The organism is Pseudomonas sp. BMS12 (assembly GCF_001592875.1).
Taxonomy (GTDB): domain Bacteria; phylum Pseudomonadota; class Gammaproteobacteria; order Pseudomonadales; family Pseudomonadaceae; genus Aquipseudomonas.
The window spans coordinates 131,241-156,185 of record NZ_LSOF01000016.1 but is presented as its reverse complement, the minus strand read 5'-3'; the positions used below and the strand labels follow the sequence as shown (position 1 = coordinate 156,185).

Annotated in this window: 23 protein-coding genes and 2 pseudogenes; 15 read left to right on the top strand and 10 right to left on the bottom strand. The window is 64.6% G+C overall.

All coding sequences use genetic code 11. The features are described from left to right. Window positions 1-151 precede the first annotated feature (151 nt). The 5 genes and pseudogenes from AYB31_RS16445 to AYB31_RS22360 all read left to right on the top strand — a co-directional run. Complete coding sequence (locus AYB31_RS16445) at window positions 152-688, top strand: hypothetical protein (protein WP_068829787.1); 537 nt, start codon at window positions 152-154, stop codon at window positions 686-688. A 193-nt stretch (window positions 689-881) separates the two neighbouring features. Further along, entirely contained in the window at window positions 882-2,822 is a 1,941-nt protein-coding gene (locus AYB31_RS16440; protein ID WP_068829786.1) for a DUF1302 domain-containing protein, read from the top strand. 31 nt (window positions 2,823-2,853) lie between these two features. Further along, window positions 2,854-4,230 (top strand): DUF1329 domain-containing protein, encoded by a 1,377-nt coding sequence (locus AYB31_RS16435; RefSeq protein ID WP_068829803.1) that lies wholly within the window; start codon window positions 2,854-2,856, stop codon window positions 4,228-4,230. A gap of 90 nt (window positions 4,231-4,320) precedes the next feature. Continuing rightward, window positions 4,321-6,552 (top strand): annotated as a pseudogene (locus AYB31_RS16430) (helix-turn-helix transcriptional regulator); the annotation flags it as partial. A 99-nt stretch (window positions 6,553-6,651) separates the two neighbouring features. Further along, window positions 6,652-6,843, top strand: a pseudogene (locus tag AYB31_RS22360) (response regulator transcription factor); the annotation flags it as partial. On the opposite strand, the gene AYB31_RS16425 reads toward AYB31_RS22360, so the two are convergent. Continuing rightward, on the bottom strand, window positions 6,840-7,862 hold the full coding sequence (locus AYB31_RS16425; RefSeq protein WP_236715570.1) for an AraC family transcriptional regulator: 1,023 nt from the start codon (window positions 7,860-7,862) through the stop codon (window positions 6,840-6,842). The pseudogene AYB31_RS22360 and the gene AYB31_RS16425 sit on opposite strands and share 4 nt — an antisense overlap. 89 nt (window positions 7,863-7,951) lie before the next feature. Here AYB31_RS16425 and AYB31_RS16420 point away from each other — a divergent pair, with 89 nt between their 5' ends. The 3 genes from AYB31_RS16420 to AYB31_RS16410 all read left to right on the top strand — a co-directional run bounded on the left by AYB31_RS16420 (window position 7,952) and on the right by AYB31_RS16410 (window position 12,174). Beyond that, entirely contained in the window at window positions 7,952-9,535 is a 1,584-nt protein-coding gene (locus AYB31_RS16420) for a GMC family oxidoreductase (RefSeq protein ID WP_068829783.1), read from the top strand. 43 nt (window positions 9,536-9,578) lie between these two features. Next, the gene (locus AYB31_RS16415) at window positions 9,579-11,558 is read left to right on the top strand and encodes an alkyl/aryl-sulfatase (RefSeq protein WP_068829782.1); all 1,980 of its coding nucleotides are present in this window, start codon (window positions 9,579-9,581) and stop codon (window positions 11,556-11,558) included. 91 nt (window positions 11,559-11,649) lie between these two features. Next, the gene (locus tag AYB31_RS16410; protein ID WP_068829781.1) at window positions 11,650-12,174 is read left to right on the top strand and encodes a hypothetical protein; all 525 of its coding nucleotides are present in this window, start codon (window positions 11,650-11,652) and stop codon (window positions 12,172-12,174) included. On the opposite strand, the gene AYB31_RS16405 is transcribed toward AYB31_RS16410, so the two are convergent. From AYB31_RS16405 to AYB31_RS16375, 7 genes are all read right to left on the bottom strand, one after another. Further along, window positions 12,141-12,983, bottom strand: a complete 843-nt coding sequence (locus AYB31_RS16405; protein ID WP_068829780.1) for a hypothetical protein — start codon at window positions 12,981-12,983, stop codon at window positions 12,141-12,143. The genes AYB31_RS16410 and AYB31_RS16405 overlap by 34 nt on opposite strands. A 79-nt stretch (window positions 12,984-13,062) precedes the next feature. Next, the gene (locus AYB31_RS16400) at window positions 13,063-13,833 is read right to left on the bottom strand and encodes an SDR family oxidoreductase (RefSeq protein WP_068829779.1); all 771 of its coding nucleotides are present in this window, start codon (window positions 13,831-13,833) and stop codon (window positions 13,063-13,065) included. A 90-nt stretch (window positions 13,834-13,923) separates the two neighbouring features. Beyond that, window positions 13,924-14,136, bottom strand: coding sequence for a DUF3820 family protein (locus tag AYB31_RS16395; protein ID WP_068829778.1), 213 nt, complete (start codon window positions 14,134-14,136; stop codon window positions 13,924-13,926). A gap of 251 nt (window positions 14,137-14,387) precedes the next feature. Continuing rightward, window positions 14,388-15,944 carry an alkyl hydroperoxide reductase subunit F gene (gene ahpF, locus AYB31_RS16390; protein WP_068829777.1) on the bottom strand — a complete coding sequence of 519 codons (1,557 nt, stop codon included), beginning with the start codon at window positions 15,942-15,944 and terminating at the stop codon, window positions 14,388-14,390. Window positions 15,945-16,096: 152 nt separating this feature from the next. Further along, window positions 16,097-16,660 carry an alkyl hydroperoxide reductase subunit C gene (ahpC, locus tag AYB31_RS16385; protein ID WP_068829776.1) on the bottom strand — a complete coding sequence of 188 codons (564 nt, stop codon included), beginning with the start codon at window positions 16,658-16,660 and terminating at the stop codon, window positions 16,097-16,099. 143 nt (window positions 16,661-16,803) lie between these two features. Beyond that, window positions 16,804-17,415 carry a hypothetical protein gene (locus tag AYB31_RS16380; protein ID WP_068829775.1) on the bottom strand — a complete coding sequence of 204 codons (612 nt, stop codon included), beginning with the start codon at window positions 17,413-17,415 and terminating at the stop codon, window positions 16,804-16,806. A 64-nt stretch (window positions 17,416-17,479) separates the two neighbouring features. Beyond that, entirely contained in the window at window positions 17,480-17,932 is a 453-nt protein-coding gene (locus AYB31_RS16375; protein WP_068829774.1) for a PAS domain-containing protein, read from the bottom strand. Between the two features lie 102 nt (window positions 17,933-18,034). On the opposite strand from AYB31_RS16375, the gene AYB31_RS16370 reads away from it, so the two are divergent. The 7 genes from AYB31_RS16370 (at window position 18,035) to AYB31_RS16340 (ending at window position 23,371) form a co-directional block, all read left to right on the top strand. Continuing rightward, entirely contained in the window at window positions 18,035-18,484 is a 450-nt protein-coding gene (locus AYB31_RS16370; protein WP_068829773.1) for a flavodoxin, read from the top strand. Next, window positions 18,484-18,951, top strand: coding sequence for a cupin domain-containing protein (locus AYB31_RS16365; RefSeq protein ID WP_068829772.1), 468 nt, complete (start codon window positions 18,484-18,486; stop codon window positions 18,949-18,951). The genes AYB31_RS16370 and AYB31_RS16365 overlap by 1 nt, the downstream gene beginning before the upstream one ends. 96 nt (window positions 18,952-19,047) lie before the next feature. Continuing rightward, entirely contained in the window at window positions 19,048-19,824 is a 777-nt protein-coding gene (locus tag AYB31_RS16360) for a class II aldolase/adducin family protein (protein WP_068829771.1), read from the top strand. Beyond that, complete coding sequence (locus AYB31_RS16355; RefSeq protein WP_068829770.1) at window positions 19,821-20,747, top strand: alpha/beta fold hydrolase; 927 nt, start codon at window positions 19,821-19,823, stop codon at window positions 20,745-20,747. Before AYB31_RS16360 ends, AYB31_RS16355 begins: the two co-directional genes overlap by 4 nt. Window positions 20,748-20,891: 144 nt before the next feature. Continuing rightward, the gene (locus tag AYB31_RS16350) at window positions 20,892-21,422 is read left to right on the top strand and encodes a DUF1569 domain-containing protein (RefSeq protein WP_068829769.1); all 531 of its coding nucleotides are present in this window, start codon (window positions 20,892-20,894) and stop codon (window positions 21,420-21,422) included. A gap of 109 nt (window positions 21,423-21,531) precedes the next feature. Beyond that, the gene (locus AYB31_RS16345; protein ID WP_068829768.1) at window positions 21,532-22,443 is read left to right on the top strand and encodes an SDR family oxidoreductase; all 912 of its coding nucleotides are present in this window, start codon (window positions 21,532-21,534) and stop codon (window positions 22,441-22,443) included. A 157-nt stretch (window positions 22,444-22,600) separates the two neighbouring features. After that, window positions 22,601-23,371, top strand: a complete 771-nt coding sequence (locus AYB31_RS16340) for a crotonase/enoyl-CoA hydratase family protein (protein ID WP_068829767.1) — start codon at window positions 22,601-22,603, stop codon at window positions 23,369-23,371. A gap of 103 nt (window positions 23,372-23,474) precedes the next feature. On the opposite strand, the gene AYB31_RS16335 is transcribed toward AYB31_RS16340, so the two are convergent. Both AYB31_RS16335 and AYB31_RS16330 read right to left on the bottom strand, forming a co-directional pair. Beyond that, entirely contained in the window at window positions 23,475-24,287 is an 813-nt protein-coding gene (locus AYB31_RS16335) for a SirB1 family protein (RefSeq protein WP_068829766.1), read from the bottom strand. A 248-nt stretch (window positions 24,288-24,535) separates the two neighbouring features. After that, window positions 24,536-24,850, bottom strand: coding sequence for a hypothetical protein (locus tag AYB31_RS16330; protein ID WP_068829765.1), 315 nt, complete (start codon window positions 24,848-24,850; stop codon window positions 24,536-24,538). Window positions 24,851-24,945: the final 95 nt, after the last annotated feature.

Genomic DNA, 24,945 nt, shown 5'->3' with positions numbered 1-24,945 from the left:
TAGCCGCGATAGAGGCAACGCAACAGCATCGCGGCTGAAGCCGCTCCCACAAGAGCGGATGTGTACTGGCCCTGGAACTGAGTCTTTCCTTAGCCGCTGGCGGCCGCGCCAGCTATCCTATGCGCCCGATGTCATCGCCCAGGATCGCCCGATGAAAGCCCAACTCCTCGAACTCATCACCCTGATCAGCTCCGGCTGCATGACCGACGAGGAGATCGCTCGCATCGCCGACGAGGCGGCTCAGGCCTATGCCGACCCGGCGGCGTTCCTCGCCGCCAATCCCGATATCAACTACGACGACGATTTCCCCATCCCCCTGGGCGAGTGGGTGGTGATCGGCAGCCTGCCGGACACCGTGCTGTTCCAGGCCGACAGCTACGAGCAGCTGCTGCAGCAGATCATCGACTCCTTCGGCCCCGATGTGACGTTCAACATCAAGCCCAAGCAGCTGCAGAAGGTCGAGCCGCTCAAGGCGCTGAACCGCATCCAGGTGCAGCTCTCGGCGCTGTACAAGGAAAAGGGCGGCTATGTGCTGGTGGATATCAGCGAGCCGCTCGACGACGAGCTGCAGTGCGTACTCGTCTACACCAGCGACCTGCCGCGGGTGCTGGAGCTGGCGGTGGAGGTCGGCATCTACGCCGCACCGGCCTATGAGGCGCTCAAGGCCGAGCTGGATCAGGCCCAGTAACCTTCAAAGCCCTCTCTTCGCGTGCTTCGAGCAGGCCTGTCGTGTGGCCAGGTTGGCGCGTGCCCGGCGTCTCTGGCATCGAGGCACTCATACTTAGTAGTGATTGAGCGGATCACTCTTTCATCCGTTACCTAGGTAGAAATGATTCATTAGCTTCTGCGGCTGTCCGACACACCCAACAAGGGATAGCCTCATGACTACAAAAACAACAGGGCGCACACACTTCCGGCTGCATGCGCTAGCCGCAGCGGTAGCACTGAGCGGCGCTGCCAATGTGCACGCCGTGAGCTTCGATATCGGCGAGATCGAAGGGCAGCTGGACTCGTCCCTGTCCGTCGGTGCCAGCTGGTCGATGCGCAGTGCCGACCCGGACCTGATCGGCGCCAACAATGGCGGCGACGGCCTGTCGCAGACCTCCGACGATGCCCACCTGAACTTCAAGAAGGGCGAGACCTTCTCGAAGATCTTCAAGGGCATCCACGACCTCGAACTGAAGTACGGCGACAGCGGCGTATTCGTGCGCGGCAAGTACTGGTACGACTTCGAGCTGAAGGACGAGAGCCGCCTGTTCAAGGACATCGACGACTCCAACCGCAAGGAAGGGGCGCAGTCCTCCGGCGGGCAGATCCTCGACGCCTTCGCCTACCACAACTACTCCATCGGCGATCAGCCCGGCACCGTGCGCCTGGGCAAGCAGGTGGTGAGCTGGGGCGAGAGCACCTTCATTCTCAACTCGATCAACTCGATCAACCCGATCGACGCGGCGGCCTTCCGCCGTCCGGGCGCCGAGATCAAGGAAGGCCTGATCCCGGTCAACATGTTCTACGTGTCGCAGAGCCTGACCGACAACCTGTCTGCCGAGGCCTTCTACCAGCTGGAGTGGGACCAGACCGTTATCGACAACTGCGGCACCTTCTTCGCCCAGGCTGACGTAGCGGCCGATGGTTGCGATGACAACCTGCGTGTACTGGCGCCGCGTTCGGTGCTGGCGGGCCTGGGCGGTGGTGCGTTGCTGCCCTTGCTGGAGCAGAATTTCGGCGTCGACGTTAACGAGGAAGGTGTTCTGGTCAAGCGTAACGGCGATCGTGATGCGCGCGACGGCGGCCAGTGGGGCGCTGCCTTGCGTTACATCTTCGAGCCGCTGGACACCGAGTTCGGTGCCTACTTCATGAACTACCACAGCCGCACGCCATTCCTGGGCATTGCCGTACCCGATGCGGCGACCCTGGCTGCGATTGAGGCTGCCTTCCCGGCAGCTGGCCCGACGGGGGCTCTGCGGCCGATAGCCGGTGCCGCCCAGGCCGGCTATTACCTGGAGTATCCGGAAGATATCCAGCTCTACGGTCTGAGCTTCTCCACCACGCTGCCCACCGGCACCGCCTGGCAGGGGGAGATCAGCTACCGCCCCAACGCGCCGGTGGCCCTCAACACCACCGACGTTCTGTACGGGGGCCTGACCAACCTGGTGGGCTTGGGCAACGCGTCTCTGCTCAACCCTGCTCCAGGTCAGGACAATACCGGCTATCGCCGCAAGGAAATCACCCAGTTCCAGACCACCTTTACCCACTTCTTCGATCAGGTCATGGGCGCCAGCCGCCTGACCCTGGTTGGCGAAGTCGGCGTGGTGCATGTCGGCGGCCTGGAAAGCACCTCGGATGTGCGTTATGGCCGCGACCCGATGTACGGACCTGGTCCGTTGCCGGGCACCTTGGCTAACAGCGCCGGCCCGCTATTCGGTGCGGGTGTGTCCGCCACCTGCGTGGGGCTGAACAAGGGCACCCTCAACAACGGTTCCGGCGCCGGGGCCTCTGGCGAGAACGTCAGCAAGTACTGCGAGGACGACGGCTTCGTCACCAGCACCTCCTGGGGCTATCGCGCCCGCGCCATCTGGGATTACCCGGACGTGTTCGCCGGTGTGAACCTCAAGCCGAGCATCGCCTGGTCGCACGACGTCGACGGCTACGGCCCGAATGGTCTGTTCAACGAAGGTGCCAAGGCCGTGAGCCTCGGCCTGGATGCCGAATACCAGAACACCTACACCGCCAGCCTGTCCTACACCGATTTCTTCGGTGGCGACTACAACACGCTGATTGATCGCGACTTCCTCGCCTTCAGCGTGGGCATGAGCTTCTAAGCGCAGATCGGAATCTAGGATGACTATGCAGATGAAAGCGACAAATACCCTGTTTCAAGCTGGCGCCCTGGCACTGAGCCTGCTGGCCAGCAGCGTGGCCATGGCCAAGGTGTCCCCGGAAGAGGCTGCCCAGCTGGGCACCAGCCTGACCCCGATGGGGGCCGAGAAGGCTGCCAACGCCGACGGCAGCATTCCCGCCTGGACCGGTGGCCTGCCCGTTGACGCCGGTGCGGTCGATGCCAAGGGCTTCCTGGCCGACCCGTTCGCCAGCGAGCAGCCGCTGTTCACCATCACCGTGCAGAACGCCGAGCAGTACAAGGACAAGCTGTCCGCTGGCCAGCTGGCGATGCTCAAGCGTTACCCCGACAGCTACAAGATCCCGGTATATCCGAGCCACCGTACGGCGGCCCTGCCGGACGATATCTACGCAGCGATCAAGACCAGCGCCCTGAACACCTCGACCATCGGTGGTGGTAACGGGCTGGAGGGCTTCAGCGACAGCCGCTACTACGCCTTTCCGATTCCCAAGTCGGGCGTCGAGGTGGTGTGGAACCACAGTACCCGTTACCGCGGCGGTAACGTCAAACGTTACATGACCCGCGTACAGCCGCAGGCCAACGGCTCCTTCAATATGGTCGAGTTCACCGACGAGGTGTCCTACCCCAGCGAACTGCCGGACCTGGATAAGAGCAAGGCCGAGAACATCCTGTTCTATTTCATCCAGAACGTGACGGCGCCGGCGCGCCTGGCCGGTAACGTGCTGCTGGTGCACGAGACCATCGACCAGGTGAAAGAGCCGCGCATGGCCTGGCTGTACAACGCCGGCCAGCGCCGCGTACGCCGTGCTCCGCAGGTGGCCTACGACGGTCCGGCGACTGCCGCCGACGGCCTGGCCACCTCGGACAACTACGACATGTACAACGGTGCGCCGGATCGCTACGACTGGCAGCTGGTCGGCAAGAAGGAGATGTACATTCCGTACAACAACTACAAGCTGGACTCGCCGAAGCTGAAGTACGCCGACATCCTCAAGGCCGGCCATATCGACCAGGACCTGGTGCGCTACGAGCTGCACCGCGTGTGGGAAGTGGTGGCCAAGGTCAAGCCGGGCGAGCGTCACATCTACGCCACCCGCCACATGTACTTCGACGAGGACACCTGGCAAGCCGCGCTGATCGATCATTACGACGGCCGTGGCCAGCTGTGGCGCGTGGGTGAGGGGTACGCCCAGCAGTACTATCACAAGAAAGTCCCGGGCTATACCGCCGAGGGCCTGTATGACCTGATCTCCGGTCGTTACTCGGTGCTCGGTCTGAAGAACGAAGAGAAGCAGGCCTACGAGTTCGGTGCCAAGGCCACCGCTTCCCAGTACACCCCGGCGGCCCTGCGCCAGGCCGGCGTGCGCTGATTCAAACGAGCTACTCCAAGTCTTGAGCGGCCTCCGGGCCGCTTTTTTTATGTTTTGTACATTTGCCTAGCGCAGCGGGGCTCTGTAAGGATGAAGGCACACCAACAAGAATCGAGCACCTACACGATGCATGCCCCGCGTAACCTGCCGCGTCCACGCCTGAGAGATGCGTTGCTGGAAGCCGATTGCCGCCTGCGCCTGTTGTGGGCACAAGCCGGCAGCGGCAAGAGCACCCTGCTCGACGAGTGCATGGAGCAGTGCCCGGCCGATACCCGCTTGGTCCGTCTCGATCTGCGTGGCCAGCCGCTTGCGGCCGACACCCTGCTGGCTCGGTTGGGGCGAGCCCTGTGCCTGCCCGGCGACGATCCGCAGCGGGTTCGCGACCTGCTCATTGATCAGGCGCAAGCGCTCTGGCTGGTGCTGGACGATTACCCGCGCACCCCAGATGAGGCGCTGGATCAGCTGCTCAACGAGCTGGTGCAGGAATCCTCGACCTCCGTGCGCTGGTGGATCGCCAGTCGCCGCCGCCCCCACCTGCAACTGACACGGATGCTGCTCAGTGGCGATCTGTTCGAGCTGGACGGTCGCGAGCTGGCCTTCACCCCGGACGAGGTCTGTGAGTTGGTCAGCCTGGCCGGGCATGCCTGGCAACGTCAGGAGCTGCTTGAGTTGCACCGCTGGTCGGAGGGGTGGTGTGCGGGTGTACGGTTGCGCCTGCTGGGCCTGAAGCCGGGCCAGCCGTTGCCGGCCGAATGCAACCACGAGCTGATGCTGGACTATCTGCGGCGGGAGGTGCTCGACGAGTTGCCGGGCGACTGGCAGCTGGCGCTGTTTTCCCTGGCGCACTTTCCCCAGTTCGATGCGCCGTTGTGCGAGCAGCTGCTGGGGGTGGGCGAGGGTGCTGCGTTGCTCAAACACCTGCGCGAGTGTGCGCTGTTCGTCGAACCGGTCGACCAGGACGAGCAGGCCCTGCGCATTCAACCGGCAATAGCGGCCCTGCTGGCCGAGCAGTTGCCGGCCAGCATGACCAAGGCCTTGTTCCGCAAGGCCTGCCAGCACTACCTCGGCCTGGAGCATGTGCGACCGGCACTGGAGTACGCGCTGCGCGCCGGGCAGCCGGAGGTGGCGGCCAGTCTGATGGAGCGCTACACCGAGGACCGCCTGCTGCAGGGGCGGGGGATTGCCCTGCTGCTGGAATGGCAGCATGAGTTGCCGCAGGAGATGCTGGTCAGCACCTTGCGCCTGACGCTGCTCAATGGCTGGGCGACGGTACTCAGCGGCCGGCTCGACGAGGCGCAACACTATATTCACGCGCTGGAGCGTTGCCTGCCGCAACCCTCCGCGCGCCGCCAGCAGGAGCTGGTCGCCCAGATCAAGGCGCTGGCGGGCAAGCTGGCCTTCCATCGGGGCGACATCGCGCGAGGCGTGACGCTGCTGGCCGAGGCCGTGGAGGAGTTGCCGGAGCGGGCCTGGAGTCAGCGCCTGGTGTGTCGCTTGATGCTGGTGGAGCAAGCGCTGATCGAGGGGCAGTTCGAGCGCGCCCAGGAGCTCAATCGTGAAGCCATCAAGCAGGCGCGCGAGCATGGCAGCCTGGCGTTCGAGAGCCTGCTGACCCTGGAGCATGCCAAGCTGTTGGAGATGCGCGGTGAACTGCTGCGCGCCGAGAGCCTGTTGCGCCGCCTGCATGCCGAACTCACCCAGGCCTGGGGCGCCGAGCCGAGCCCCATGCGTGGCCGGACCCAGCTGTTGTGGGCCAGCCTGCTGCTGCAGCGCGGCCACTATGAAGAGGCCGAAACCACCTTTGTCGCGGGCATGCAGGAGTGCCGCGCCTGTGCCGACCCGGCGGTGGTCTGGGGCTGCCTGGGCCTGGTCGAGCTGGATGCGTTGCATGGCGACTATGCCTCGGCCTTTGCCCGTATCGCCGATGCCGAGCGTGAATTGCAGTACCAGCACATCGATGCCCAGCACTATCGCGGCGTGCTACTGGCTGCCAAGGCCAGGCTCTGGCTGGCCCAGGGGCAGCATGGGCAGGTGGAGAAGAGCCTGTTGAGCGCCCATGAGGCGGGTCGCCACTTGGCTCCCTTCGGCGTGCCCGATATGAATCTGCGCCTGAACCTGCTGCTCAATCTGACGCGTCTGCAGGGCGATGGCCGCCCCGACGCTCTGGCGACTCTGGAGCAGATGCACGCCGAGGCGCTTGCAGCAGGGCGCCGCCCGCTGGCCTGCGAGATAGGTTTCAGCCTGGCCGAGGGACTGCATGGCGAGGGCCGCTATGCCCAGGCCAAGCAGGCCTTTCTCGATGCCTTGGCGCTGGCCCGGCAGATGGGGCTGGTGAGTGTCGAGCAGGCACTGGCGCAGCGCAATCCGACGATGATGCGCTGGGCGGTGGAGAGCACGGGGACCGTGAATCCGCAGCTGGCGCTGCTCAGCAAGCGTGAGCTGGATGTGCTCAAACTGATCGCACGTGGGTTGTCCAACCAGCAGATTGCCGAGGAGCTGTTCATTTCCCTGCATACGGTGAAGACCCACGCCCAGCGCATCAATTTCAAGCTGGGCGTTGAGCGTCGCACCCAGGCGGTGGCGCGGGCCAAGGAGCTGGGGCTGACGGCCTAGACCGAGCGCTCCAGCAGTTGCCGACGGCGGGCGCCGGGCGTCATGGCGAACCAGCGGCGGCAAGCGCGATTGAACACGCTCTGCTCGCTGTAGCCGAGCATGCCGGCGATCTGCGACATGGGGATGTCGCGCTCGGCCAGGTAGAAATCCGCACGCTCGCGGCGAATGCCTTCGACCAGTTCGTCGAACCTGTGGTTCAGCTCGGCCAGCTGGCGCTGCAGGTTGCGTTCGTGCAGGCCGAGCTGCTCGGCGACCAGGGGCAGGCGGCACTGCTGAATCGGCAGCAGACGCAGCACCAGGCGGCGCACCTGCTCCAGCAGATCCGGTGCGCCGAGCAGATGGATCTGGCTGAGGTACTGCACCAGCGTGCGGTGCAGGGTCGGATCCTGGCGTTCGATGCGTTGCCCCAGTTGGCGCTCGGCGAACACCAGGGCATTGCGTGCCTGGCCGAGATAGACCTCGCTACCGAAGTGGCGGCGATAGCGCGCCGCCGGCACCGGGCTGGCACTGGCCAGCTGCACCGCCTGAGGGGCGAAGGTCGAGCCGCAGAGCAGCTTCATGGTCTTCAGTGCCACGCCCATGGCCAGTTCCGCCATCTGCCGTTGCGCCCCCGGCAGGCGCAGTTCGATGACCAGGCAGGGCATGTGCGCTTCGCTGAGGTCGAGATCCAGCACGATGCCCGAGCTGTGGTAGCCGATGAAGCGCACGATCTCCGCCAGGGCGTGGCCAACGCTACTGGCGTTGCAGGCAATCAGGGCGATGGGGCCGAGCACGTGCAGGTGCTGGTATTCGCTCATGCGCAGGCCGAAGTCCGGGCACTCCAGCTCGTCGGCCGCCGCCTCCAGCATCCCCACCAGCGAGCGAAAGGGTACGCGCGCGTCTTCATCGTCGAGCAGCTCGGGGCGCACCCGGAAGCGTTCCAGATAGGGCAGTGGGTCGGCCCCGAGCTGGCTGACCAGTTCGCGAAAACCGGCGAAGGAGGTGGTGCGGATGAAAGGTTCCATGTCGTCAAGAGTCAAATCTGTGTCGTCAAAGATCAATCTAAACCGACCGTGCCTCGCCAACAATGAATTTCTGAATCCAAATTCACTGTCTGTTGGAGGGTGCCATGCAGTTCGACTACGTCATCGTGGGGGCAGGTTCGGCGGGTTGCGTGCTGGCCAACCGTCTGAGTGCGAATCCGGCGGTTTCCGTGTGCTTGCTGGAGGCCGGCCCGGAAGACCGTTCGCCGCTGATTCATGCCCCCGCAGGCGTGGCCGCCATTCTGCCGACCCGGCATGTCAACTGGGCCTTCGACACCGTGCCGCAGGCCGGGCTGGGCGGGCGCAAGGGCTATCAGCCGCGCGGCAAGACCCTCGGCGGCAGCAGCTCGATCAACGGCATGATCTACATTCGTGGCCACCAGACCGACTACGACGACTGGGCGGCGTTGGGTAACCAGGGCTGGGGCTTTCAGGATGTGTTGCCGTATTTTCGCAAGAGCGAGATGCATCACCTGGGTAACAGCGAGTATCACGGTGCGGATGGCGAACTGTACGTCGGCAAGATCGAGGCCCATGCCGCCACCCACGCCTTCATCGAGGCGGGCAAGCAGGCCGGTTATGGCCACAACGACGATTTCAACGGCACCGAGCAGGAAGGTATCGGCCAGTACGAGGTGACCATCCGTGACGGTCGCCGCTGGAGCGCTGCCGCCGCCTTCCTCACGCCGATCCGCGGCAAGCGCGAGAACCTCACCGTGCTCACCGGCACCCTGGCCGAGCGCATCCTGCTGCAGGGCAAGCAAGCCACCGGGGTGCAGGTACGGCTCAAGGGGCAGTCGGTTGCCATCAATGCACGCAAGGAAGTCCTGGTTTGTGCCGGTGCATTTGGCAGCCCGCAACTGCTGATGCTGTCCGGTATCGGCCCGGAGGCCGAGCTCAAGCCCCAGGGCATCGGTGTGCAGCACGAGTTGCCGGGGGTCGGGCAGAACCTCTACGACCACCCCGACGTGGTGCTCAGCTACAAGGGTACTGACAACTCGCTGCTCGGCTACTCGCTGGGCGGCAGCCTGAAGATGGGCTCGGCCCTGCTGCAATACCTGGCTAAACGACGCGGCCCTTTGGCCAGCAACTTCGCCGAAGGCGGCGGTTTCCTCAAGACCGATCCGAGTCTGGCGCGTCCGGATATTCAGCTGCACTCGGTGGTCAGCATCCTCGACGACCACAACCGCAAGCTGCACTGGGGCCATGGTTTCAGCTGCCACGTCTGCGTGCTGCGGCCGAAGAGCGTGGGTAGCGTCGGTCTGCATTCGGCCAACCCTGCCGACGCACCGCGTATCGACCCCAACTTCCTCGGCCATGACGATGACGTGCAGACCCTGCTCAAGGGCTATCGCATGACCCGCGACATCGTCGCCCAGTCGGCGATGGCGCGCTTTGGCCTGAAGGACATGTACAGCGCCGACCTGCACAGCGACGAACAGCTGATCGACCTGCTGCGCCGTCGTACCGACTCGATCTACCACCCGATCGGCACCTGCAAGATGGGCCACGACGAGATGGCGGTGGTCGATGGCCAGCTGCGTGTGCATGGCCTGCAGAACCTGCGCGTGGTCGATGCCTCTGTGATGCCGACCCTGGTCGGCGGCAATACCAACGCGCCGACCATCATGCTGGCCGAACGTGCTGCTGAGTGGATCGCCCGGGCCTGAGGCCGCGGCAGAACAGCCATAACAACAATTGAGGACCCACTACATGTTTCATCCCTTGAAATGCCTGCTGTCGGCCAGTGTCGCTGGCGCGTTGCTGATGGCAAGCGTGGCCCAGGCTGCGCCGCAACCGACCAAGCCCGCCACCGAGTTCACCGCCGCGGCCAACCACGCCGTGCTGGAGCAATTGCCATTCGCCAATCGCCAGGACTTCGAGAATGCCCATCGCGGCTTTATCGCCAGGCCCGATACGCTGACCATCAAGGATGCCAACGGCAAGGTGGTCTGGGACATGGAGAGCTACAAGGCATTCATCAAGAATGATCTGCCGGCCCCTGCCAGCGTCAACCCGAGCCTGTGGCGACACGCCCAGCTGAACCTGGAGTACGGTCTGTTCAAGGTCACCGACGGTATCTACCAGGTGCGCGGTTACGACCTGTCGAACATCACCTTCATCGAGGGCAAGAGCGGCTGGATCGTGTTCGACCCGCTGCTGACCCAGGAAACCGCCAAGGCTGCCTACGAGCTGGTCAGCCAGCACCTGGGCCAGAAACCCGTGGTGGCTGTGGTCTACAGCCACTCGCACATCGACCATTTCGGTGGGGTACGCGGCATCGTCGACGAGGCCGACGTCAAGGCGGGCAAGGTACGCATCATCGCCCCCGAGGGCTTCAACGAGCACGCCATCAGCGAGAACGTCATCGCCGGCAATGCCATGGCTCGCCGCGGCGTGTACATGTTCGGTGCTCTGCTGCCGCGCAGCGCCGAGGGTGGTGTGAACGCGGGGCTGGCACCGACCGTGTCCACCGGCAGCACCACGCTGATTCCGCCTACCGAGTTTGTCAGCAAGACCGGCCAGGAGCTGGAGGTCGATGGGGTCAAGCTGGTATTCCAGATGACGCCGGGTACCGAGGCTCCGGCGGAAATGAACACCTATCTGCCGCAGCACAAGGCCATGTGGATGGCCGAGAACACGACCAATACCCTGCACAACCTGTACACCCTGCGCGGTGCCCAGGTGCGCGATGCGCTGGAGTGGGCCAAGTTCATCGGCGAGACCGAGGCGCTGTATGGCGACAAGGTCGAGGTCAAGTTCCAGAGCCACCACTGGCCTCTGTGGGGCAAGACGCAAATTCATGACTATCTGAAAAAGCAGCAGGCGGTCTACAAGTACATCCACGACCAGACCGTGCACATGATGAACCAGGGCATGACTGGCGAGGAGATCGCCGAGGCCATCAAGCTGCCGCCGGAGCTGGAAAGCAACTGGCCGACCCGTGGCTACTACGGCACCCTCAAGCACAATGCCAAGGCGGTCTACCAGCGTTACATGGGCTGGTATGACGGCAACCCGGCCAACCTCGACAAGCTGCCGCCGCAGCCGGCCGCGAAGAAGTATGTGGAATACATGGGCGGTTCCGCTGCCGTGCTCAAGCGCGCTAAGGCCGACTACGCCAAGGGCGAGTACCGCTGGGTTGCCGAAGCCGCCAAACAGGTGGTGTTCGCCGAGCCGGACAATGCCGAGGCCAAGAACCTGCTGGCCGACTGCTTCGAGCAGCTGGGCTATCAGGCCGAGTCCGGTCCATGGCGTTCGGTGTATCTGCAGGGCGCTTACGAGCTGCGCAACGGCGTGCCATCGGGCGCCGCTACTGTGACCGCCAGTCCGGACATGATCCGTGCGATGCCGCCGGAAATGCTCTTCGATTATCTGGCCGTGCGCCTCAATGGCGAGCGTGCGGCGGGCAAGAAGCTGGTGCTCAATTTCACCTTCACCGACCTCGGCAAGAGCTATGCCCTGACCGTGGAAAACGGTGTGTTGACCTACGAGCCCAAGGCGAGCGACAAGGCCGATGTCGGGCTGAGCATGAGCAAGGGCACTCTGGAAGCCATCCAGCTGGGCCGAGCCACCCTGGAGCAGAAGGTTGCCTCCGGCGAGCTGAAGTTCGATGGCCGTCCTGCCGCCTTCGGCGAGTTCATGGGCCTGCTCGACAAGTTCGATTTCTGGTTCAACATCGTCACGCCATGAGGCTAACGGCGCCGCGCGTGGACGCGGCGCCCTGGCCAGGAGATCGATTCTGATGCGGCCGATCCAAGCTCCCCCGTGCTCAGCCCCGCGTATGCCTGCCGGTCGCCGCTTTGCCCTGGCGTTGAGCCTGATGCTGCTGGTGCCGGGTGCGACCCGGGCCTGCAGCTATGACGGTCTGGCCGTCGACCTCAGCCTTGCCCATCCCGCCTCGCTGGGTGTTTCCCTGGCGTTGCAGCAGGCCTACGAAAGCCGGCGTCTGGCGCGGCCGTTGCCACTGCCGGGGGGCTTCGGCATGCGCCGTACGTTGCATCAGCTGGAGGCGCTGCGCACCCGCTTGCCCCTGCTAGAGACAGGCTTCAGCCTGCTGCTGGTGGAGCCAGGGCTGTGGGTACGCTTCAGCGGCCAGGGCGTAACGCTGCATGCGCCGCCGCCCAGGCCTGGTGAGGCGCTGGTGGTGACGGGCGAGGGCACCCTGCAGGCCCTCCAAGCAGGGAAGCTGGATGCCCAACAGGCCATGCGCGAGGGTTTGCTGCACCTGGAGGGCACAGCAAGGGCCCAGTTGGTTGCCGCGTGGGAAGAGGCCTATCCGCCCGTCACGCTTGCCAGTGGTGGCTGAGCGATCAGGCGCTGTTTGAGCGCGTTGAAGTACAGCAACGGATCGCCGTGAAACACCTTCGGCAATATGCCGTAGTGCGCCAGCGTCACCTCGACGTTGTCCAGCCCGGCCTGTTCGGCCAACTCGTAAGCGTGCATGCCTTTCTCGATGCGCTCGGCGGTCGAGGCGAAATCGTGGAACTGCATGTTGCGGCTGCTGGTGAAGTAGGCGAAGCGGATGCGCGGGCGTAGCGCCACGCGGCGGATCAGCGGCCAGTCGAGTTGCGCCAGCGCGGTCGCCACGGCCGGTTCGACCACCTCGGCCTGTTCCCAGAGAAAGAAGGCCTCGAACAGGTTGCGGCGTTCGCCGGGCGTCAGCGCTCGCGCCTCGGCCTGGGCGCGATGGCAGTGGTTGAGCGCGTCCAGCAGGCGCGGCTGTATGTAGCGTTCGGCCCCCGCACTCAGGCCATGCAGTTTGCTGAAGTGATAGGCGCAGTAGGCCTCTACGCAAACACGCCGGTTGATCTCGCGGAAGGCATCGGCGAAGGCGTGCAGCTGACGCAGCTTGTCGCGGCGCCGTGCCGGGTCAAGCAGGAACTGGCCGGAGAGCAGGGCGCCGATACGCAGACCCAGGGCGAAATAGCCGCTGCCCCAGAGCGCGCCATGGGCGGCAATCAGCGGGAAGACGTTGCGCCCGCCGGAGTCCTGGTACAGATGGTGGTAGACCGTGGCGCGTTGGCCGAGGTCGGGGAGGCTGCCGGCGAGCAATACCGCCTCGCGGTGAATGCGTTGATAGTCGCGGGCAAGTGCAGCATCTGCTTCTTGGTCCATGTCCCTGGCTCCTGGAGAGATCTACTGATCACACTCTAAGAGCCAGGGTGCATTCCCGCGCGTGGCATTTCGCCTCAGGTCAAAGGGTGAAACCACCATCGATGGGAATGATGGCGCCGGTCATATAGGCCCCCGCCGCGCTGCACAGAGTGATGGCCAGGGCCGACATCTCCTCTTCGCGGCCCCAGCGCTTCATCGGAATCAGCGCCACGTCGGCGGCCAGTGCGGCTTCGTCGTTGGAGATGAAGCGGGTCATCTTGCTCGGGAAACGCCCCGGGGCGATGACGTTCACGTTGATGTGCTCGCCGACCAGCTCTCGGGCCAGGTTGCGCGACAGCTGGTGCAGTGCGGCCTTGCTCGGGCCATAGGCGTAGGCCTCTTCGCTCATCGAGCTGATACCGGCCACGGAGCCGATGTTGATCACCCGCGCCGGGTTCTGCTCGTTGCCGGCCTTGCGCAGCAGCGGCAGCAGCTGCTGGATGCAGCTGAACACGGCGGTGACGTTGAGCTGCATGACCTTTTCCCAGCCCTTGACCGGGTAGCTCTCCAGCGGCGCGCCCCAGCTGGTGCCGGCGTTGTTGACCAGGATGTCGAGCTGTTCGATGCGCTGGCCCAGTTCGGCGGCCAGGGCGCGGGCGCCTTCTTCGCCGGACAGGTCGGCAGCCAGGCCGATGCACTCGCCGTACTGGCTGAGCTCGGCGGCGGTGGCCTCACAGGCGGCGCCATCGCGCCCGCAGATGAACACCCGTGCGCCGGCTTCGAGCAGGCCCTGGGCAATCATGCGGCCGATGCCGCGGCTGCCACCGGTGACCAGGGCGGTGCGCCCGGCGAGACTGAAATAGCGATGCATGCTGGCAAATCCTCGTCGTGTTTGTGCTGCTAAAGCTAAACGAGGAGGCGTTGTGGCGGCTGCGTTATTGCGTGTGCAAATGCACGGGCATCAGCGTTTGCGCAGCGGTTCCAGCAGCGGCTTGAGACCGTTGTGGTCGATCTCCTGCATCAGCATGAGCAGGCGGCCGATCTCACCCTTGGGAAAGCCTTCGCGGGCGAACCAGTTGAGGTAATGCCCCGGCAGGTCGGCCAGCAGACGGCCCTTGTACTTGCCATAGGGCATGGTGCGGGTGACGAGGAGCAGCAGGTCTTCGGGATTCATGGGGCAAATCGAGAGCGGGGGGAGGCACAGTGTGCACTGTGCCTCGTCGACACAAAAGACCAGGGCAGGGTGAGGTTGCTGTCTCGATCAGGCCGGCCTGTCCGGTACACGGAAAGGCTCTTGTGGGAGCGGCTTTAGCCGCGATGCTTCTGTGCTGTTCCTATTGCGGCTGAAGCCGCCCCCACCAGAAGGATGCTCTAACCTGGCATGAAAAAGGGCCCCGAGGGGCCCTTTGCGAACAGCGGTATCGATCAGCTGTGGCGGATCAGGTGGTCGAAGGCGGAGAGCGAGGCCTTGGAACCTTCGCCCACGGCGATGACGATCTGCTTGTACGGCACGGTGGTCACGTCACCGGCGGCGAACACGCCGGGGATGTTGGTGGCGCCCTTGGCGTCGACGATGATCTCGCCGAAGCGGTTGAGCTCCACGGTGCCCTTCAGCCAGTCGCTGTTCGGCAGCAGGCCGATCTGCACGAAGATGCCTTCCAGCTCGACGGTGTGCAGTTCTTCCGTGGTGCGGTCCTTGTAGGTCAGGCCGGTGACCTTCTGGCCGTCGCCGACCACTTCGGTGGTCTGCGCGCTCTTGATCACGGTGACGTTGGGCAGGCTGTTCAGCTTGTTCTGCAGCACGGCGTCGGCACGCAGGGTGTCGGCGAACTCCAGCAGGGTGACGTGGGCGACGATGCCGGCCAGGTCGATGGCCGCCTCGACGCCGGAGTTACCGCCGCCGATCACCGCCACGCGCTTGCCCTTGAACAGCGGGCCGTCGCAGTGCGGGCAGAAGCACACGCCCTTGGCCTTGTATTCCTGCTCGCCGGGTACGCCCATCTCGCGCCAGCGGGCGCCGGTGGAGAGGATTACTGTCTTGGCCTTGAGGCTGGCACCGTTGTCGAACTTCACTTCGTGCAGGCCGCCTTCTGCGCTGGCCGGAACCAGGGCGGAGGCGCGCTGCAGGTTCATGATGTCGACCTCGTACTGGCGCACGTGCTCTTCCAGGGCGCGGGCCAGTTTCGGGCCTTCGGTTTCCTGTACCGAGATGAAGTTCTCGATGGCCATGGTGTCGAGCACCTGGCCTCCGAAGCGCTCGGCCGCCACGCCGGTGCGGATGCCTTTACGCGCGGCGTAGATTGCAGCGGCCGCACCGGCCGGGCCACCACCAACCACCAGCACGTCGAAGGCGTCCTTGGCGTTCATCTTCTCGGCGTCGCGGCTGCCGGCATTGGTGTCGATCTTGGCGAGGATTTCCTTCACTTCCATGCGCCCGGCACCGAACACTTCACCGTTCAGGTAGATGCTCGGCACGGCCATGATCTGGCGGCGCTCGACTTCTTCCTGGAACAGCGCGCCGTCGATGGACACGTTGCGGATGTTGGGGTTGAGCACGGCCATCAGGTTCAGTGCCTGGACCACGTCCGGGCAGTTCTGGCAGCTCAGCGAGAAGTAGGTTTCGAACTCGAAGGTGCCTTCGATGCTCTTGATCTGGGCGATGGTCTCGGCGTCCAGCTTGGACGGGTGACCACCGACTTGCAGCAGGGCCAGTACCAGCGAGGTGAACTCGTGGCCCATGGGGATACCGGCGAAGCTCACGCCGGTGTCTTCGCCCGGACGGTTCAGGGCGAAGGACGGACGGCGGGCATCGCTGCCGTCGGTCTTCAGGGTGATCTTGCCGGTCAGGCCGACGATGTCCTGGAGCAGGCCGAGCAGCTCCTGGGATTTCGCGCCGTCATCGAGGGACGCGACGATCTCGAACGGCTGGGTGACCTTTTCCAGGTAGGCCTTCAACTGGGTTTTAAGATTGGCGTCCAACATGGGGGGAAGTCCTCAAAGACATAAAATTCGGGCAATAAAATGCCCGGGCGGATCGCGCCCGGGCATCGGGCACCACTAGGGTCGGGTTACGACCCTGACAGCGCAGGTCTTGGACCCAGCCCGAGCCTGGGCTCGGGGAGGGTGAGGCAGATTTAGATCTTGCCGACCAGGTCCAGGGACGGAGCCAGAGTGGCTTCGCCTTCTTTCCACTTGGCCGGGCAAACCTGACCCGGGTTGGCAGCGGTGTACTGGGCAGCTTTCAGCTTGCGCAGGGTTTCCGATACGTCGCGAGCGATTTCGTTGGAGTGGATTTCCAGGGTCTTGATCACGCCTTCCGGGTTGATCACGAAGGTGCCGCGCAGAGCCAGGCCTTCTTCGGCGATGTGCACGCCGAAAGCGTTGGTCAGCTGGTGGGTCGGGTCGCCGATCAGCGGGAACTGAGCCTTGCCAACGGCCGGGGAAGTTTCGTGCCAGACCTTGTGCGAGAAGTGGGTATCGGTGGTCACGATGTAGACCTCGGCACCGGCCTTCTGGAACTCGGCGTAGTTGTTGGCAGCGTCTTCGATTTCGGTCGGGCAGTTGAAGGTGAAGGCAGCCGGCATGAAGATCAGCACGGACCACTTGCCTTTCAGGCTTTCCTCGGTGACCTGGATGAACTCGCCATTGTGGAAAGCGTTGGCGCTGAAGGGTTGAACCTGGGTGTTGATCAGGGACATGAGAGAACTCCTGTTGGGGGTTGGAAACTTGATGCTGCGCATTCTAGCCGCATCGGCCTTAATCGCTAAATTGAATGAAGACATAACCACGATTGGTTTGGCCTATGTGTCTTCAGTCTGAGATTGGCAGTTGTCTATGACGCTCAGCCGGTCGCCTGCAATTGCGGGTTCCGCTCGCGATACTGCTCGAAGAGAAACTGGCGAATCCGTTCGGCATGTTCGCGATGCTGCAACTGCAGGTAGTAGGCCGCCTGGTCGCTATCTGTGCGGCGAATCAGCTGGCCGTGTATCGGCATGCTCTCCGCCCCTGGCAGCGCCAGCCAGAGGTCGAACAGCTCGGGTGGCGGATGGCCGTCGCTGGTCTGCAGCAGCAGGCTGCCGGGGGCCAGTTCGAGCACCCGCATGGTGCTGGCTTTGCCGTTTGCTGCGCGCAAGGCCAGCGGCTTCTTCAAGGTCAGGCGCCAGGGGCGCAGCACGGCGCCTTCTTCGAAGATGCTGGGCGCGCCCATTTCCAGTTGCAGGCCATGCAGTTCGTCTTCCACCAGGTGCAGGGGGAAACTCATGCGGCAGTGCTCCAGCTGCGCCTCCAGGCTGAGTTGCGCATGCAGGCCAAGGCGCGCGAGCAGAGCGTTGGCCAGCGGGCCGCCATCGACCTTGAAGGCCGGAATCGGCAAAGGTTTGCCGATCAGCTGGGCGCTGAACAATTGGCGAATGTAATCCAGTTCTTCCCTGGATAAGGTGGCGTGCTCGGACATGAGACCCTCCATGGGGCATGCATGATCGCAAGCAATTACTGCGCCGAACTCGTAGTGAGCGCGGTTAGCGGGCTGCTTTCAGTGAGGCGATCTCAGCCTTCAGACGACTTACCTCGCCTTCTAGTTCCCTGACGCGCTGTTTGGCTTCGACTTCTGCACTGACATCCTTCTGAATGCCGATGAAGTAGGTGAGCTGGTCGCCTTCGTTGAAGACCGGGGTAATCGAAAGCTCGTTCCAGAACGGTGCGCCATCCTTGCGGTAATTACGGATGACCTGACGGCACGGCTTGCCCTCGCGGATTGCCCGACGGATGGCAACGATGCCGGCTTGGTCACGGTCGTCGCCCTGCAGAAAGCGGCAGTCCTGATAGAGGATGTCTTCGCTGGCATAGCCGGTAAGGCGTGTGAAGGCTGCGTTGGCGTAGATCAGGATGTTGTCGTCGCCTTCCTGTTCGGCCACCACGATGCCGTCGTTGGAGGCGTCGACCACCAGTTGCAGGAGCTTGGCGTTGATCATGTGCGGGTTCCCCATCGCTGTTGCAAGCATTCTATGGCATCCCGACGGGCTGTTCACTTGCGGCATAATGCCGGGCAATTTCAGCATGTTGCGGAGTGATTCATGAAGATTGCCATCCTCTCCGGTTCGGTCTACGGCGCTGCCGAGGACGTCGCCCGGCGTGCCGTCGAAGTGCTCGACAAGGCCGGTTTCCAGTCCTGGCACAAGCCGGGTGTGGAGCTCGACGAAGTTCTGGCCTTTGCCCCGGAAGCCGTGCTGGTGGTTACCTCCACGACCGGTATGGGCGAGCTGCCAGGCAATATCCAGAACCTCTACTACGCCATCCGCGACCGCTTTCCGGCCTGGAGCGGCCTGCCTGGTGCGGTGATCGCCCTGGGCGACTCCAGTTATGACGTGTTCTGCGGCGGCGGCGAACAGATGCGCGAGCTGCTGCTCGAACTGGGCATGCGCGAAGCGCTGCCGATGCTGCGCCTGGATGCCAGCGAAACGGTGACCCCGGAAGACGACGCCCAGCCCTGGCTGGACGAACTGGTGCAGGCGTTGCGCGCCTGATGCACCCGCGCGCCGCCGAACTGATCCGCGAGCTGCAGCTGGTCGCCCATCCCGAGGGCGGCTACTACCGACGCATGTTCACGTCGAGCCAGGTGGATGCAGCCGGGCGTGCGCTATCCAGTGCCATCCTGTTTCTGTTGCCGGGCGGTATCGCCAGTCGCTGGCATCGGGTCGATGCCGACGAGTTGTGGCACTTTCACGAAGGCGCGCCGCTGGAGCTGCTGATCGGCGAGCGCCCCGACGAGCTGCGCCGCGAACGCCTCGGGCCCGTGGCCGCCGAGCAACTGCCGCAGCGCGTGGTGCCGGCCCAGGCCTGGCAGGCGGCGCGCAGCCTGGGCGATTTCACGCTGGTCGGCTGCAGCGTGGCGCCGGAGTTCCGTTTCGACGGTTTCCAGCTGCTGGCCGACGACCCGGTCGCCCAGGCGCACTGGCCGTTATTGATGGCGCGCCATCCCGAACTGTTATGACTCGCAAGGCCACTGCGCTGGCCGGCAAGGCGACTGGAGAGGCAGGCACCCGGCGCTAGACTCCTTGGCACAACAACAAGTGCCGAGGTACTCGCCGTGAACGCTCCGCTCCAGCTCCCGAACGTCAAGGATAAGGTCTCTGCCGCCGAATGGCAGGCCCGTGTGGATCTCGCCGCCTGCTACCGGCTGATCGCCATGCACGGCTGGGATGACCTGATCTTCACCCATATCTCGGCCAAGGTACCGGGCACCGAAGACTTCCTGATCAACCCCTTCGGCCTGATGTTCCACGAGATCACCGCCTCTAGCCTGGTGAAGGTCGATCTGGCTGGCAAGAAGCTGATGGATAGCCCCTACGACATCAACCCGGCCGGCTACACCATCCACAGCGCCATCCATGAAGTCCGCCACGATGTCGGTTGTGTGCTGCACACTCACACCGCTGCCGGCATCGCCGTGTCGGCGCAGAAGCAGGGCTTGCTGCCGATTTCCCAGCAGTCGTTGTTCGTGCTGTCCAGCCTGGCCTATCACGACTACGAGGGTGTGGCGATCAACCACGAGGAGAAGGAGCGTCTGCAGGCCGATCTGAACGACAAGCATTTCTTCATCCTGCCCAACCATGGCCTGCTCACCGCCTTCGGCAGCATCGCCGATGCCTTCCTCGGCATGTTCACCCTGCAGCGCGCCTGCGAGGCGCAGGTGATGGCGCAGAGTGGCGGCGCCGAACTGATCCATATTCCGCAGCAGATCCTCGACGGCTCCGCCGCAATGATCGCCGGCGTGATGAAGACCAGCCAGGGTATGGGCGGTGCGTTGGCCTGGCCGGCGCTGCTGCGCAAGCTCGATGCGCAGATGCCGGGATACGACCAGTGAGTGCGTTGCCGGGCATTTCTCTGGCCGACTGGCGAGGGCAGGGGCGCGGTTTCAGCTTCAACGGCCACGCCATCCGTTACTGGGTGGCGGGGCAGGGCGAGCCGCTGTTGCTGATCCACGGCTTCCCCACGGCCAGCTGGGACTGGCATTACCTGTGGCAGCCACTGGCGCAGAAGTACCAGGTGATCGCCTGTGACATGCTCGGCTTTGGCTACTCGGCCAAGCCCCGCGGCCATGCCTACAACCTGCTGGAGCAGGCCGACCTGCAACAAGCACTGCTGGCGCATCTGCAGATCAACGAGCCGGTGCATGTGTTGGCCCATGACTACGGCGACAGCGTGGCTCAGGAGTTGGTCGCACGGCACCAGGAAGGGCGCATCCAGCTGGCCAGTTGCGTATTTCTCAACGGTGGGCTGTTCCCCGAGACCCATCGACCGGTGCTGACCCAGAAGCTGCTGCTCGGCCCGCTAGGCCCGCTGCTGGGCCGGCTGTTCTCGCGGCGCACCCTGGCGAAGAACTTCACCCAGGTGTTCGGCCCGCAGACGCCGCCCAGCGAGGTTGAGCTGGACGCCTTCTGGGAGCTGATCGCGCACAACGACGGACCCAAGATCATGCACCGCCTGATTCGCTACATCCTCGATCGGCGGGTCAACCGCGAACGCTGGGTGGCGGCCATGCAGGAGACGAAGGTGCCCATGCGGGTGATCGATGGCGCTGTCGATCCCATCTCCGGCGCGCACATGGTGGCGCGCTATCGCGAGCTGATCGAGAGCCCGGACACGGTTTTGCTGGAGGCAATCGGCCACTATCCGCAAACCGAAGCGCCCGAAGAGGTGCTCGGCCACTATCTGCAATTCCGTGAACGTGGGCCTGTTCTCGTTCCGTTCACGGCCGCGACGGAGCCAGTTTTGACGCGGAGCTAGGCGCGAGACGCGAAGTTTGGTTGCCCAAATGAGCCGTCGAGTAACGACGTTCCGCGTCAAAACTGGCCCGTCCCGGGGTTGCGCGATTTTGCGCAGCAACGCGGCTTGCGAACGAAACGAGAACAGGCCCTAGGAGGCCAATACATGCAGCGACGCACTCTGTTGAAAGGGGCCGCAGTGGGCGGCGCGGTGGCCCTGGGGGCTGGTTTCTGGGCGTTGCCGACGGGCGTTGCGCCGGCGGCAGTGAGCCTGGAGGGCGCGCGCCAGGTACTGGCCGGCTTTCAGGGGCGTGAGCTGGCCAGCCTCAAGGGCTGGAGCCCGGCCGAGGTGTTCAACCACTGCGCGCAGAGCATCGAATACTCGATGGATGGTTATCCCGAGCTGAAGCCGGCCTGGTTCCGTCACAGTGTCGGCCCGGCCGCCTTCGCCGTGTTCAGCGCACGCGGCGCCATGCGCCACTCGCTGACCGAAGCTATCCCCGGCGCCGCGGCGCTGGTCGAACCGGCCAGCCAGGAGGCGGCACTGCAGCGCCTGCAGGCGGCGTTCGAACGCTTTGCTGCTTACCAGGGGGCGCTCGAACCGCATTTCGCCTATGGCGCACTGGGTCATGCCGAATACGCCCAGGCCCATGTCATGCATCTGTACAACCACCTGAGCCTGCTGCGCCCGGCGTGACCATCCCGTCACCTTATTGCTAGATATTCAGTGGCGCCGCGTTTGATTGCCGCGCTCACTTGGCTGCGGGACACTCGCGGTTTTCCAGACTGACCGAGGAACCCCGTTCATGAGCGACGCCATCCGTTTCCAAGACCAGGTTGTGATTGTCACCGGCGCCGGTGGCGGCCTTGGCCGCGCTCATGCGCTGCTGTTCGCCAAGCATGGCGCCAAAGTGGTGGTCAACGACCTGGGTGGCAGCACGCACGGCGAAGGCGCCAACGCCTCGGCGGCGGACAAGGTGGTGGCGGAGATCCGCGCCGCCGGTGGCGAGGCCGTGGCCAACCACGACTCGGTGACCGATGGCGGCAAGATCGTGCAGTGCGCGCTGGACAGCTTCGGTCGCGTCGACGTGGTGGTGAACAACGCCGGCATCCTGCGCGACAAGTCCTTCGTCAAGATGGAGGACGCCGACTGGGACCTGGTCTACAAGGTCCACGTCGAGGGCGCCTACAAGGTGACCCACGCCGCTTGGCCGCACCTGCGCGAGCAGGGCTTCGGGCGGGTGATCTTCACCGCGTCCACTTCCGGCATCTACGGCAACTTCGGTCAGTCCAACTACGGCATGGCCAAGCTCGGCCTGTACGGCCTGACCCGCACCCTGGCCATCGAAGGGCGCAAGAACAACGTACTGGTCAACGCCATCGCCCCCACCGGCGGCACGCGTATGACCGAAGGTCTGATTCCGCCGCAGGTGTTCGAGCAGCTCAAGCCGGAACTGGTCAGCCCGCTGGTGGTGTATCTCGGTAGCGACCATTGCCAGGACACCGGTGGCCTCTACGAAGTCGGTGGCGGCTGGATGGGCAAGGTGCGCTGGGAGCGCAGCCTGGGCGCCGGTTTCGACCCGCGCGTTGGCTTCAGCCCGGAAGACGTGGCGGCCAGCTGGAAGCAGATCGGTGATTTCGAAGGCGCCGTGCATCCAGATGACAACGTTACCGCCCTGCGCGAGATGATGGCCAACCTGCAGAAGCACATGGGTTGATGCGCCAGTGATTCGGGGAAATCGGCCAACCGGCTGATTTACCCGCAGTCCAGGGTTAAGTTGAAGGCCGGCAGCGATGCCGGCCTTTTTCGTGGGCGCGATTTGCGAGCAGATGGCTCGGCGCCGCCCTTAACCCTTTGCCGTGGAGAACCCTGTCATGAGCGTGCTGGTCGAGAAAGATGGCCCGGTCACCATCCTGACCCTGAACCGGCCGCAGGTGCGCAATGCCGTCGACCGCCCCACGGCCGAAGCTCTCGCCGCTGCGTTGCGTGACTTCGAGGCGGACGAAACGGCGCGGGTGGCGGTACTCACCGGTGCCGCCAGCACCTTCTGTGCCGGCGCCGATCTGGGAGCCGTGGCCGAGGGCGGCGAACGCAGCAACCGCCTGGAGGAAGAGGGCGATGGTCCCATGGGGCCGAGCCGCATGCAGCTCGCCAAGCCGTTGATCGCCGCCATCGAGGGCCATGCCGTCGCCGGTGGCCTGGAACTGGCTCTACTGGCCGATCTGCGGGTGATGGCGGCTGATGCCGTGCTGGGGGTGTTCTGTCGGCGCTTCGGCGTGCCGCTGATCGACGGCGGGACGGTGCGCCTGCCACGCATCGTCGGCCAGGGGCGAGCACTGGACCTGATCCTCACCGGCCGCCCGGTGCAGGCCGATGAAGCGCTGCAGATGGGGCTGGTCAATCGTGTGGTCGAGCCTGGCCAGGCCCGCGCCGTGGCCGAGAGCTTGGCCCGGCAGATCGCCACTTTCCCGCAGCGTTGCATGTTGGCCGATCGCGCCAGTGCCTATGGCCAGTGGGAGCTGCCGTTCGCCGAGGCGCTGGGTGCCGAGTTCCGGGGCGGCATGGCAGTGGTGCGCAGCGGCGAGACACAAGCCGGGGCGCAGCGTTTCACCGGCGGCAAGGGACGGCACGGTGAGTTCCAGTGACCAGAGGCCGATATGTGTTGTGGATTGCTGGTTCGGGTAGAGAGCTTGGCGAGTAGCCTCGCCATGGCCGTGATACAGGGCTCGGGTATTGTCGGCGCGACCGTCAATGCAGCGCGGGGCTTTGACCCAGGCGGGTGAGCTGATCGATGCGCTGGGCCAGGCGTACCCGCTCGCGTTCGTCCTCGCACAGCAGCAGTGCGCGCTCCAGGTCGAAGCGCTCGGCCTGCGGGCAATCCAGCTCGTGGTAGATAGCCGCGCGCAGCAGGTGATCGGCGCTGTTCGGCGGTGCCAGCAGGAGAATGCGCTCGGCATCCTTCAGCGCCGCCAGGTGATCGCCGGCCGTGCCATGTAGGTGGCAGAGGTTGCGCGACAGGCGCAGGAGCAGGGCTGGCGCATCACAGGTCATGAAGTGCCTGGCATGCAGTTCGGCCGAGGGGCCGGCCATGCGCAGCAGCAGTTCGCGGCAATCGCGGGTATACAGGCGGCGGCCGTTGCAAGGGTCGAGCAGATGGTCGGCACCGGGTACGCGCAACAGCAGGTGGCCAGGGAAGTTGACCGCCTGCAGGGGAATGTCCAGGCGCTGGGCCAGTTCCAGGGCGATCAGCGCCAGGGATAGAGGTTGGCCGCGCCGGCGTTGCAGCACCAGATGCAGCAGTGCAGCCTGTGGGCGCAGCGGATTGTCGTCGTCTTCATGGAACTCCAGCTCTCCCAGGCGCCGCAGCAGCGGCTGGGCCAGGTCCGGTGCGGCCAGATTGGGCAGGCCGGCGGACACCTGCTGGCGCAGGTTGGCGAACTCGCGCAGCACCTCGGCCGGTCGCAGTTCTGGATGGTGTTCGGCGGCAATCCACAGCGCCGCCTCCAGCAACGCCGGAGGGTTGCTTTCCAGACAGGTCAACCAGACGGGGCGAGCGGCCATGCGATGCTCCCTGACGAGACTCGATGGGCAAACTATCGACCGTCCACTGCGGCTCGTCCAGTCGCGTCAGCAGGTTGTTGAAAACTAGCTGGGTAGCCAGCGCAGCGCTCAATGCAGGCCGGGTCGCGGTGCCTCGGAATATCTGTTAGCCGCGGATAAACCCGCGACCGGGCCCGGTGCGGTTTCGTCGGCTCTTTGCTGGGCAGCCATGGGCATGCTGCGCCGCCAGCTCTCAACCGCCTGATGGCTCAGGCGTACACGCGCTGGCCACGATACATGCGTACCGAACCCTCACGCGGTGGTTCGTTCACCGCCACGGGTATTTCGGCGATCGTGCCGCGAGAAGGGGCGCTGGTTGCCGGCTTGCTGGCACCGTGGAAGTCGCTGAGTTCGGCCAGGCGAATGCCGAGGTTGCGGGTGTCCTGATCGTTGGAGCGCAGGCAGGCGAGTAGCATGGCTTCCACCACATCCGGCTGGCTCAGACGGATGTCCAGATTCAGCTCTTCGCGCAGGCGGCGACGCAGTGCTTGCATGCAGTCCAGAACGGCTTTGTTCAGTTCCATGTACGCTCCCCAGTCTGTCGAAGCCCGGCACGACCGCCGGGCGATGGCCCCGTACAGAACGTTGCAAGCGGCGTACCAGCGCAGCAGGTCGCGGA